Source organism: Staphylococcus sp. HMSC13A10 (assembly GCF_001808005.1).
Taxonomy (GTDB): domain Bacteria; phylum Bacillota; class Bacilli; order Staphylococcales; family Staphylococcaceae; genus Staphylococcus; species Staphylococcus pasteuri.
Genome location: NZ_KV791884.1, coordinates 411,492 through 423,040 on the forward strand (window position 1 = coordinate 411,492; position 11,549 = coordinate 423,040).

Here is an 11,549-nt window from a genome sequence, read left to right on the forward strand (position 1 = left end):
AACACAAATTACATCTTAATATATTTTTAAAGAAAATAAAAGAGTCAATTTTGTTTTATCGGTATTTTTATTAAAGGCAAAATTATCAAAATAATTAAACTTTTAACATTATTGATAGTTAGAAAGTTATTTTTACATTAAAAATTGAGCTTGATTTTTAGTGGTTAAAACTACATTTATTAAATCAATTTATTTTCCATAGCATATATTGCTGCTTGTGTACGATCGCTCACTTGTAATTTACTAAATATGTGACTAACATGGGTTTTTATAGTCTTTTCTGATACAAACAATGTATTCGCGATTTCTTTATTTGTTTTTCCTTTGACCATTTCTTTTAATACTTCAGTTTCCCTCTTAGATAACTTATTAGTAAAATGTGGTTTTGTACTCATAGTATCGATGACACGTTTAGCATTGGGATGAATGATTTTTTCTCCGTCAAGCACTTTATGAATTGTTTCAATAAGTTTCTGAGGTTCTACATCCTTCATTTCATAACCATCCGCACCTTTTTCTAATGCTGATATCACGTGTTCATCATCTACATAGCTTGTTAACACTAAAATTTTAATATTGGGATAATGTTTCTTTAAATATTCTGTAATTTCAATACCATTCATATCAGGCATTACTAAATCTAGTAAAACGATATCTGGTAATTCATTTTTCTCTAAATAATGTATAAATGATTTTCCTTCAGCAAATCCTTGAATTACTTCAATATCATCTACAGTAGATAATAAAAATTCTAAACCTTGTCTCACAATATGATGATCATCAACTAATATAATTTTATGCATAGTTATACTCCCTTAAAAACTTAGTTCAAAGGTATTTCAATTTTAATACGCGTACCTTTATTTATTTTTGATTCTATTTGTAATTGTCCTTTTAATAAATCAGTTCGTTGTTGAAGATGCTTAAGACCATTTGAATTGTCTTTGGATTGATGATTATTATCAAAGCCTTTGCCTTCATCTTGAACAATTACAATAAGCGTTTCTTTAGTTTGTTTTAATATTAATTCGACATCTTTAGTATTAGCATGTTTTCTTACATTATTTAAGCATTCCTGTACCATGCGATATACATTTTCCTCTACTAGATTAGATACATCTACTAATCCGTCCACATGTACAGTTAAATTAAGTTGTAGTACATTACTATATTGATTCAAAGCTTGTAACATACCTTGTTCTAATCCGACCGGTTTTAATTGCCATATGAGGGCACGCATTTCATTTACGGCATTTTGACTCGTTTCTTCAATCGTTTTAAACGCTTTTTTAGATATTTCTTCATTTGATATCTCATAAGCTGCATGGGCAGTTAATTTTAATGAAAATAACATTTGATTTACCGAATCATGTAAATCTCGAGCTAATCTATTTCTTTCATTTATTCGAGCATTTTCTTTCTCTCTATCAGTAAGCATAATTCGTTTTATTGCTGAGCCTATTTGAAAAGCAACAGATTCTAGTAATGCTAAATCTTCTTCGTTGTAATGGACTTTATGTGGTGTCGCAACGTTTAATAAACCAAATTGTTCTTCCCCAGATCTTAGTGGTACAGTCGCGTGATGTGTGATACCATCTGTTTCTTCATGGTGTGCACGATTCGCTAAATTAATTCTAGAACAATTAATAATATTAGATGCTTTTGTTAATTTTCCATTATGATAAGATCTCACACACCAACATGAACCGTTTGTCATATAGTGACATTGATTATTTGATAATGCCCCAGGTAAATTTACGCTCGATACTAATTCGTGATTACCTGCTTCATCAATAAAGAAAATCCAACCCGTTGTAAAATCGCTGCCCTCAATTAAATATTGAATTGCTCCTTGCATCATACTATACACTTCTGTTTCTTCATTTAAAAATTCAGCAATTTCTTTAAGGAGTGCTAAACGTGTTGGTTTTTCCATAGTTACCTCCGATTTTAATTTATATATATCTATTCTATTATAGCGTTTAAGATTATATAAACAAACATATCACCAAACTCTTTAAATTATCAATTAGTTAAAGGACTGTGATTTCAATTAATTTTATATTGCTGTCATATATTTTGTGATATGATAAATAGTAACTATAGGAGGATTTTATGAAATTTACAATACCTGAAAATTATGATCAATATACATTGAGAGAGATTTTCCAAGATTTGAAGTTACCTAAGAAGGACTTACATTTATTAAATATGTCTAAAGAAATCACCATTAATGACAAAGCTAGCCAATTATCTAATAAAGTACATACAGGTGATCATATATTTATACCTACGCCTGATGAGAAAAGTAATTATTTACCTAGTTATCGTTATGCACAAGTTTTTTATGAAAATGATGATTTTGCAATCGTCCTAAAACCTAAAGGTGTCAAAACACATCCTAATGACTTAAAAGAAAGTAATACATTAATGAATCATGTTATATATACGATTGACAGCGAATATGTTGAACCTATTCATAGATTGGACCAAGAAACGGTTGGTTTATTAATTGTAGCTAAAAATCCTATAATGAAGAAAATACTAGATAGAATGCTTGAAGAAAATCAAATCACACGAATTTATAAAGCGCATGTTAAAGCGTTATTACCAGTTAAACCACAAACTATCGATAAACCAATCGGTAAAGACAAATTCCATCCAAATAAGAAACGTATTTCTAATACTGGACAACGTGCTATTACTCATATACTTTCATCAAATATGATTAAAGAAAATGTTTGTGAATTAGAAATTAAATTAGATACTGGTCGAACTCATCAAATTCGTGTTCATTTGGCTGAAATTGGACATCCTGTTATTGGTGATCCATTATATGGTGATTCAACTTTAAGACAATTGGAATTACACAGCTACAAAATTGAGCTGCAACATCCTTTTACTAAGGAATTCATTTCAGTTAGTTTAGATGACGATATCTCATAAATAAAAGCTAGGTTGATTATTAATATAATTCAACCTAGCTTTTTGAAATTTTTATACCTCTAATGTGGATCTACCATATCTTCTGGTTTAATCCATTCTTCAAATTGTTCTTCAGTTACATGGCCTGACTGTATTGCTGATTCTTTAAGCGTTAATCCTTCTTTATGTGCTTTTTTAGCAATTTGAGCTGCTTTTTCATAACCAATATGAGGATTTAATGCAGTAACTAACATTAATGATTGATTTAAATAATTTTTAATGTTTTCTTCGATAGGTTCAATTCCAACTGCACAATTATCATTAAATGTTTGCATACCATCTGCAAGTAGATAAATTGATTGTAAAGTATTGTGTAAAATAACGGGTTTAAATACATTTAATTCAAAGTTACCTTGAGAACTTGCAATTCCGACTGCAGTATCATTACCCATGACTTGAACAGCTACCATAGTTAACATTTCACATTGTGTTGGATTAACTTTACCCGGCATAATTGAAGAACCTGGTTCGTTTTCTGGTATAGAAATTTCAGCTAAACCAGCTCTTGGACCTGAAGCTAACCATCTAACGTCATTAGCTATTTTCATTAAATCTGCTGCTAATGCTTTAAGTGTTCCATGTAATTGGACAACTTCATCGTGTGCTGTTAAAGCATGGAATTTATTTTCAGAAGATACGAATTCATAACCAGTATTTTTTGAAATAAATTTAGCAACTTTATCTCCAAATTCTGGATGTGCATTAATTCCTGTACCTACTGCTGTACCACCAATAGCTAAGTTTAATATATGTTTTTTAGATTCACTTAGTAATGTTTCACATTTATCTAACATGTATCTCCAACCGCTAATTTCTTGGCCTAATTTAATTGGTGTAGCATCTTGTAAATGTGTACGTCCGATTTTTATGATAGATTCAAATTCATCTTCTTTTTGTTTGAATGTTTGACGTAAATTTTTTAATGCAGGTTCTAATTTAGTTTCAACTTCGTGATACAAAGCGACATGCATTGCAGTTGGAAATGTATCATTAGAACTTTGTGATTTATTAACATCGTCATTAGGATGAATTGATTCATCACTATTATGTTCTTTTAAATATTCATTAGCTACATAACTTACGACTTCGTTAACGTTCATATTACTTTGAGTACCGCTTCCTGTTTGCCATACTACTAATGGAAAGTGTTCGTCCAACTCACCATTTAAAATTTTATCGCATGCATATACGATTGCGTCTTTTTTAGCATCACTAAGTTTACCTAATTCTTTATTAGCTAATGCAGCACCTCTTTTTAATTGTGCAAAACCATAAACTACTTCAATAGGCATTTTTTCTTTACCTACTGGGAAATTACGTTTACTTCTTTCTGTTTGCGCACCCCAATATTTATCTGCAGGTACTTCAATTTCTCCAAATGTATCATGTTCAATACGTACTGACATTTTATTCTCCCCTTATTTATATTGTTTGATACCAGTATATCACTATTTAAATTACCTTATCAATTTAGAACTAAACCGTTTACATAATAAAATTTTACAAAAAAATCTAGCTTCAACAATTTTATTTAACTGTTGAAACTAGACTCTATTATTTTTTATTGAAATTTTTGTTTTGTTGCTTGAACAGTAGCAATTGCAGTTAAAATATACAATATCGCACTTAAAATAACTGTAACTGGACTTATTTGAATTAAAATTCTCAAGAAGCCTGTTAAACCATTATAAAAATCATTTAATGTGTAGTATAAAATTCCAGTTATAGCTAAACAACAAATTACACTTATAATGATTCCAGATTGATTACTCTTAATAAAAGTTTGCGCATTGACATCATCAATTAAGCCATTTGAAAGATTCAATTGCAATTGCACGATTTTGAATAATAATGGTAAATATAATGCGCCAAGTGCTAATGGAAATGCTTTAATTGATATTAAACTTATAATGACCGTAGCTATCATTAAATGTTTCCAATACTTTCCTAACATACACGTTCTCCTTATATATATGACTATTCAATATCATATCATAATATAAGTAGATATTTTATGCATTTTTGAAATACAAATTGTAAAAATATCATACAATTAATAAAAGCGCTTGTAGTAGACTATGCTAATACAAGCGCTTGATTAATGATTATTCTTCTAAATCAGAACGAACATCTGAATCATGTGATTGGTTTAATTTATCTTCATCATTTTCCTCAGAAATTTGTTCCATTTCTTTACCTAAATCTTTTAAATCATCTAAATCAGTTACCATAGCATTTTCTTCTTCATGATAATTAGTTTTAGAATCTTTATTTTGTGTCATACATAGAACCTCTTTTTCACTTAGTAATTAAGCAAAGCGAGCAGTGAAGTATTCTTTAACATCTTCAGGTAATCCAGCCGCTGCTTCTTTATCTAAAATAACGTTAACCATGCGATGAGCTTTTAAATCTGCTGGTTCATAATTAGACTTACCATTTTCATTATATAATTTTTCAACTACTTCGCGTTTATTGCTACCAGTAACAACTAAGAAAATTTCACGCGCTTCTAATAATCCTTGTCTTACGCTTACATCAAGGTTGCCATTCTCATCAATAGAAACTACTTGTAACACTAATTTACCTTTATTTTCTTTTGTTTTAATTTTATCAGAAATAAATTCATTAGCATCTTGATTATAAGATAATGAATAAATTTGGCTTTGAGGTACGCCTAAAGCTTCATAGTATGAATTATTTTCATCATAATCTAAAATGTTGATTTGACTAAAATCAACTGCATGTAACTCAACGTTCTTTTTAAGTTCATCTAATACAGGTGCATGGTCTTTAGTTAAGTGAACACCAGCGATAGTCATAGGATTGTTGTTAAACTGTTTTCTCAAAATGTCTGCTGTATATTCAGCTACTCTTTGTTTATCTTCGAATACTTTAAAGTTCATTGCCATATTAAAATACACTCCTCTTAGTTTACTATACATAGAATAGTATGGTTAATATTAATTCATTTATACCCTTATTATATTTAGGTTAAACTAACCTATGTTTATTGAATATTATTTTCTCATCAATAAATATAACATGTTGATATAATATCCTTCATCTACTTTGAACTTAATCTATCATTTTTTAAGATAAATCAGGGAAAGATTGTTGTCTTAAAGCTTCATAAATAAGTAATGCTGCCGTGTTAGAAAGATTTAATGATCTAATTTTATCACTCATAGGTATACGTAATGCTGTTTCTTGATATTTTTCTTTAACCCAATCCGGTAACCCAGTTGTTTCTCTTCCGAAAATAAAGTAATGATCGTGACTTGTATTTGAAAAATCAAAATCACTATATGTTTGTTTACCAAATTTAGTAAGTAAATAATAATCTCCTTCAGTTTCATCAAAAAATGATTCTATATTTTCATGGTATGTAATATTAACATGTTCCCAATAATCTAATCCTGCTCTTTTTAACATTTTATCGTCAGTACTAAACCCTAAAGGTTTAATTAAATGTAAATGTGTATTGGTACCTGCACACGTTCTAGCAATATTGCCAGTATTGGCAGGTATTTCAGGTTGAAATAAAACAATGTGATTTGTCATTTATTTTTCTCTCCTCATTTCCAAGCCTTTCTTCATTTCAACTTGGACTTCTTCTAATTCATCATGATAATGTGTTTGAATAAATTCACGCGCATTTTCACCATCAATTTGTCCAATTGCCCAAAATGCTGTTCCTCTTATCATAGGTCTTGGATCATTTAATGCTACTTCTTTTAACTCAGGTATAGCACTTTCTTCATTAAAATGTGCTAAAGCTAAAATAGCATTACGTTGAATTGGTTTTTTTCCTCTCCAAGCACCAGCTAAATGCCCATATGTTGCTTTAAATTCTTTATTACTCATTTGTAATAATGGTATTAATCGAGGTTTCAATATTTCTGGTTCTAAAACTATATCATCATGTTGCGTATTGATTCCTTTATTTTTTGGACAAACTTGTTGGCATGTGTCACAACCATATAAGCGATTACCTATTTTATATCTATATTGATCATCTAAATACCCTTTTGTTTGCGTTAAGAAGCTAATACATTTTTGACTATTTAATTGACCATTACCTACTAATGCTTCAGTGGGACATCTATCAACACAAATAGTACAGTCACCACAACTATCAATTAATGGATCATCAGGTTCAAATGGAATACTAACAAGCATTTCTCCTAAATAAGTCCACGTACCTAAATCTGGATTAATTACAAATCCATTTCGTCCTACAAATCCTAAACCAGCTCGTTCTGCAACCGCTCTATCAGATAATACACCAGTATCTACCATAGATTGAATCTCAACATCTGGAACAACTGATCTTATATACTCACTTAGTTGATCGAGTCGCTTTCTCATAATTGTATGGTAGTCTTGTCCCCAAGAAGCTCTTGCAAACATACCACGTCTATCACCACGAACACTTTTAGGTGCACCTTTAAGTTTATTTGGATAGCCTACAGCAATTGCAATAATGGATCTTGCAGTTGGTAAACTTAATTTGGGTTCAGTCCTTAGTGCAATGTCAGACTCTTCAAAACCAGATGCATATCCCTTAGCATGATAGTCTTCTAGTTTTTGTTTTAATTCGTCAAAAGGATCGGCAGTAGTAAAACCTATACTGTCGATACCAATAGTATGCGCATAATCAATGATATCTTGTTTTAACTGCTTTACATCCAAAATTTTGCCCCCACAATAAAAATATACTCTTGTTATTCTAACATATCAGTAATTAATGATGTATGTATCAGATTTAAAAAACAAGCAAACACACAAAATGTTCACTTGTTTATTGACAAATTATATATTATTTTTCATATAGTTATAAAACTCTTGCTAAGAAATTTTGAGTTCTTTCATTTTGTGGGTGTTCAAATAGTTCGTTGGGTTTACCAGATTCTACTACCACTCCGTCAGCCATAAATATTACTTTATCACTTACCTCTTTAGCGAATCCCATTTCATGTGTAACCACAACCATAGTCATACCTTCTTTAGCTAGATCTTTCATTACTTTTAATACATCACCAACAACTTCTGGATCTAGGGCTGAGGTAGGTTCATCAAATAGCATAACATCCGGTTGCATTGCTAATGCACGTGCAATAGCAACTCTTTGTTTTTGTCCGCCTGACAACTGACTTGGATATACTTCGGCTTTTTCTTTTAAACCCACTTTTTCAAGTAATTCCAAAGCTTGATTATTCAACTTATTTAACTCTCTCTTTTTTAAAAGTTTTGGAGCTAATATGATATTATCTTTAACCTTTTTATGTGGAAATAAATTAAAATTTTGGAATACCATACCTATTTTCTGGCGTAACTGGTCTAATTGTATACCTTTATGCGTTAAATCATTACCTTCAAAAATAACTTGTCCTTTAGTTGGTATTTCTAGTAAATTCATACATCTCAGTAATGTACTTTTACCACTACCAGAGGGTCCAATTATCGCTACAACTTCTCCTTTCTGTATTTCTAAATTAATGTCTTTTAAAACTTCATTATTACCAAATTTCTTATTTAAGTTTTTAATTTTAATCACTGGCCATCATTCTCCCCTCTATAAAATTCATGATTCGTGATAAAGTAAATGTAAGAATAAAGTACATACCTGCTGCTACTAATAATGGTGTGAAAGGATCAAATGAAATACCTTGGACAACTTGAGCATTAAACATTATTTCACCTACACCAATTGTAGATACAATTGATGATTCTTTTATTAATGTGACAAATTCATTACCAAGAGCAGGTAGAATATTTTTAATTGCTTGAGGCATAATGACCGATTTCATTGTTTGATTGTAACTTAAGCCTAAACTACGAGCAGCTTCAGTTTGTCCTTTGTCGATTGAATTAATACCTGCACGAAATATCTCTGCTATATATGCTGAAGCGTTAATGACTAACGCAATGATTCCACAAATTAACGCAGAAATATCTAGTCCAAGTGCTGCGGTAGTACCAAAAAATACTATAAAAACTTGTACTAATAGTGGTGTTCCTCTTAAAAATTCAATGTAAATTGATGCCAACCAAGATAAAGGTTTAATTTTGCTTAATTTCATAAGCGCAATAAAAGCTCCTAAAATAGCTCCTAACACTACCCCAATAATTGAGATTAAAATCGTATTTTTTATACCTTTAATGAAAAAGCTTTTATATTTTGTATAAAAATTACCATCATCTTGCATATCTTTTGATGCTTGAGTCATATATTGATCTATTAAATGTTTATCATTGACTTCATCGATAGTTTGATTAAGCTTTTTTAATAAAATGGGAGAATTTTTAGGAAGCGCAATACAAGTGGGTTTCTTTTCTTCATTAAATGTCACGTCTGAAAAAGCAAGTTCTGGATTTTGTTTTATGTATGCTTCTGCTACCGGCTTTTCTAAAATAGCTCCATCTGCTTTATTGCTTTTGACAGATAATATTGTTTCAGGCAATTTATTTAAAGAAGTCACGTCAGCATTTTCTATCTCTGTTTTTGCTATTTTTTCTTGATCGGTACCCTTTTGGACAGCAATTCTTTTATTTTTAAAATCTTTAATATCTTTTAAATGACTCTTTTCTTTTTTCTTAACCAACATAATATTATTAGTCATCATATAAGGCTTTGTAAAATTTACTTCTTTTTCCCGTTCAGGCGTTGTTGTCATTCCTGAAATGATAATATCAATTTTTCCTGTTTTTAATGCACCTAGTAAACTATCAAATTGCATATTAATAATCTTTAATTTCAAATGATTATCTTTAGCTATCTTTTTGGCTAGTTCAATATCAACACCAGCATATTCAGTTTTACCGTTTATATTCTTTTCAAATTCCATTGGTGCGTAATCTGCTGATAGACCAACACGCAATACTCCACTTTCTTTGATTTTTTTCCAATGTTCATCGTTTTCTTCAGCATGAGTATTGTTTTGAGTATTTGTCAATAATGAACCTACAAGGATTATAAATACCAAAAATACTTTAATAATATATTTCATTAAAGCATCCCTCCTTTTCAATATTCATTATTATACAAATTTATACATTAATATGCAATATTAATTTTTAAATACATAAAAAAAGCATAGCCATTAGGCTACACTTTAAGCAAATTTATTCTTTTGGAATTTCAAATTTATATATTTCATCATTGTAAGAGTGTATAAATTTTTTGCATAATTCATGGACTACAAATCCACTTATGAAAGGAACTATAAAGTATCCAACAAATAATAATATAATATTAGTCATTTGGTCACCAGACATACGATTTAATGCATTAATAGGTCCAACTAAGCCTGTATATCCAAATCCAGCTGAAAGTGGCGTCCCTTTAATTCCAATCAAATACGCAGTTATACCAGTCACTATTCCGTTAATTATCAATGGTACTGCAATAATTAAGTGTTTTAAATAAACAGGAATCATCATTTTTGCTGCTCCAATTAATAATACTAAATTAACCCCAATAGAATTTATTCTTAATGAACCAAATAAAAATGTTACGCATGCAGCTACAATTCCCATATTAGCAGCACCACTTCCCAAACCAGTTAAACTAATAGCAGTGGCAATTGCTACTAATGAAATAGGTGTTACCATCAATAAAGAGAAAGTTACGCTTATTAAAATTGACATAGTTAAAGGATTCAAATCAGTAAATGAATTAATAACTTTACCAATAGTATGAGTGATAATTTGAACATAAGGTAATGTAATGAGTCCTATTGTTCCACTGACTACCGGAATTAAAACAGGTAAAATAATCATTTCGAAAGATCCCAATTTACCTTGAAGAATTAAATATAAAAAACATGCTATAATCACGACTAAAATAATATTAATAATATCTCCAATACCTTTTAACATGATAGTCTGACCATCAAAAACAATTGCCCCTGACCCTAACATAGCAGAAGCTCCTATTATCGCTGCTCCTGATCCATTAAATTTAAATTGATGCGCAGCAAGTACACCAACAATAAAAGCCATGAATGATTGTACTACAGTAACAAGTCTAAAAATACTTTCAAGCAGCTCGTTACCATCTTTAAAAAATTTCAACAATTCACCAAGTAAAGCATTTGGCAATAATGCAATGACTACTCCTGCCCCTACTGCATTTAAAATATTACTAAAAAAACTTTTACTACCCATTTTCGAGCTAGTATTACTCATTATAGACCTCCAATTAATAATGTTAGAATTATCATATTATAAAACTCTTTTTACTACAATCACACTTTTTAACAAAGATAAGACAATATTTTTAAACGTTTTAAATTCTTCAAATCATTAGTATTTATTCCTCTATTCTTTAAAATATCTAAAAGTATAAAAAAAGAGTGAAAACATTGGTTGAACAACATTTTCACTCACAATACATAAGGTATTTATATAATACCGGCGGTCGGGATCGAACCGACACTCCAAAAAGGAACGGGATTTTGAGTCCCGCGCGTCTGCCAATTCCGCCACGCCGGCTCAATATAAAGAAAAAACTTCCCACTTGGAAGTAATTGGAGCGGAAGATAGGACTTTACACCTATACC

The 11,549-nt window shown here is 30.2% G+C and carries 12 protein-coding genes and 1 tRNA gene; 1 reads left to right on the plus strand and 12 read right to left on the minus strand.

The genetic code is table 11. The annotated features are described in order from the left end of the window. Positions 1 to 179: 179 nt before the first annotated feature. A complete protein-coding gene (locus tag HMPREF3125_RS12245; protein WP_029056287.1) occupies positions 180 to 803 on the minus strand; it encodes a response regulator in 624 nt (207 codons plus the stop codon). Positions 804 to 823: 20 nt separating this feature from the next. Next, positions 824 to 1,936: a GAF domain-containing sensor histidine kinase gene (locus HMPREF3125_RS12250; protein WP_029056288.1), complete on the minus strand. Its 1,113-nt coding sequence runs from the start codon at positions 1,934 to 1,936 to the stop codon at positions 824 to 826. 179 nt (positions 1,937 to 2,115) lie between these two features. On the opposite strand from HMPREF3125_RS12250, the gene HMPREF3125_RS12255 reads away from it, so the two are divergent. Then, entirely contained in the window at positions 2,116 to 2,946 is an 831-nt protein-coding gene (locus tag HMPREF3125_RS12255; RefSeq protein ID WP_070454058.1) for an RluA family pseudouridine synthase, read from the plus strand. A 59-nt stretch (positions 2,947 to 3,005) separates the two neighbouring features. On the opposite strand, the gene fumC is transcribed toward HMPREF3125_RS12255, so the two are convergent. The 10 genes from fumC to HMPREF3125_RS12300 form a co-directional block, all read right to left on the minus strand. Next, positions 3,006 to 4,391 (minus strand): class II fumarate hydratase, encoded by a 1,386-nt coding sequence (fumC, locus tag HMPREF3125_RS12260; protein WP_070454060.1) that lies wholly within the window; start codon positions 4,389 to 4,391, stop codon positions 3,006 to 3,008. Positions 4,392 to 4,546: 155 nt separating this feature from the next. Further along, entirely contained in the window at positions 4,547 to 4,939 is a 393-nt protein-coding gene (locus HMPREF3125_RS12265; protein ID WP_017638031.1) for a hypothetical protein, read from the minus strand. A gap of 151 nt (positions 4,940 to 5,090) precedes the next feature. Continuing rightward, positions 5,091 to 5,267, minus strand: coding sequence for an SAS053 family DNA gyrase inhibitor (locus HMPREF3125_RS12740; protein ID WP_017638030.1), 177 nt, complete (start codon positions 5,265 to 5,267; stop codon positions 5,091 to 5,093). Between the two features lie 27 nt (positions 5,268 to 5,294). Continuing rightward, positions 5,295 to 5,894: a 6-phosphogluconolactonase gene (locus HMPREF3125_RS12270; RefSeq protein WP_070454063.1), complete on the minus strand. Its 600-nt coding sequence runs from the start codon at positions 5,892 to 5,894 to the stop codon at positions 5,295 to 5,297. Positions 5,895 to 6,075: 181 nt separating this feature from the next. Next, positions 6,076 to 6,546: a tRNA (uridine(34)/cytosine(34)/5-carboxymethylaminomethyluridine(34)-2'-O)-methyltransferase TrmL gene (gene trmL, locus HMPREF3125_RS12275; protein WP_070454065.1), complete on the minus strand. Its 471-nt coding sequence runs from the start codon at positions 6,544 to 6,546 to the stop codon at positions 6,076 to 6,078. After that, positions 6,547 to 7,677, minus strand: coding sequence for a tRNA epoxyqueuosine(34) reductase QueG (gene queG, locus HMPREF3125_RS12280; protein ID WP_070454067.1), 1,131 nt, complete (start codon positions 7,675 to 7,677; stop codon positions 6,547 to 6,549). It abuts the gene before it with no gap. Between the two features lie 142 nt (positions 7,678 to 7,819). Then, positions 7,820 to 8,542 carry an amino acid ABC transporter ATP-binding protein gene (locus HMPREF3125_RS12285; protein WP_029056292.1) on the minus strand — a complete coding sequence of 241 codons (723 nt, stop codon included), beginning with the start codon at positions 8,540 to 8,542 and terminating at the stop codon, positions 7,820 to 7,822. Then, positions 8,535 to 9,995: an ABC transporter substrate-binding protein/permease gene (locus tag HMPREF3125_RS12290; RefSeq protein ID WP_070454069.1), complete on the minus strand. Its 1,461-nt coding sequence runs from the start codon at positions 9,993 to 9,995 to the stop codon at positions 8,535 to 8,537. Before HMPREF3125_RS12290 ends, HMPREF3125_RS12285 begins: the two co-directional genes overlap by 8 nt. A 115-nt stretch (positions 9,996 to 10,110) precedes the next feature. Next, a complete protein-coding gene (locus tag HMPREF3125_RS12295) occupies positions 10,111 to 11,175 on the minus strand; it encodes a PTS sugar transporter subunit IIC (RefSeq protein WP_017638024.1) in 1,065 nt (354 codons plus the stop codon). Between the two features lie 223 nt (positions 11,176 to 11,398). Continuing rightward, a tRNA-Leu gene (locus HMPREF3125_RS12300) sits at positions 11,399 to 11,481 on the minus strand. Positions 11,482 to 11,549 lie beyond the last annotated feature (68 nt).

Bases quoted from the DNA above. Each gene is read 5' to 3' on its own strand.
- HMPREF3125_RS12250 (WP_029056288.1), bottom strand. From the start codon at position 1,936: ATGGAAAAACCAACACGTTTAGCACTCCTTAAAGAAATTGCTGAATTT.
- HMPREF3125_RS12245 (WP_029056287.1), bottom strand. From the start codon at position 803: ATGCATAAAATTATATTAGTTGATGATCATCATATTGTGAGACAAGGT.
- fumC (WP_070454060.1), bottom strand. From the start codon at position 4,391: ATGTCAGTACGTATTGAACATGATACATTTGGAGAAATTGAAGTACCT.
- HMPREF3125_RS12740 (WP_017638030.1), bottom strand. From the start codon at position 5,267: ATGACACAAAATAAAGATTCTAAAACTAATTATCATGAAGAAGAAAAT.
- HMPREF3125_RS12295 (WP_017638024.1), bottom strand. From the start codon at position 11,175: ATGAGTAATACTAGCTCGAAAATGGGTAGTAAAAGTTTTTTTAGTAAT.
- HMPREF3125_RS12270 (WP_070454063.1), bottom strand. From the start codon at position 5,894: ATGGCAATGAACTTTAAAGTATTCGAAGATAAACAAAGAGTAGCTGAA.
- trmL (WP_070454065.1), bottom strand. From the start codon at position 6,546: ATGACAAATCACATTGTTTTATTTCAACCTGAAATACCTGCCAATACT.
- HMPREF3125_RS12255 (WP_070454058.1), top strand. From the start codon at position 2,116: ATGAAATTTACAATACCTGAAAATTATGATCAATATACATTGAGAGAG.
- HMPREF3125_RS12265 (WP_017638031.1), bottom strand. From the start codon at position 4,939: ATGTTAGGAAAGTATTGGAAACATTTAATGATAGCTACGGTCATTATA.
- HMPREF3125_RS12290 (WP_070454069.1), bottom strand. From the start codon at position 9,995: ATGAAATATATTATTAAAGTATTTTTGGTATTTATAATCCTTGTAGGT.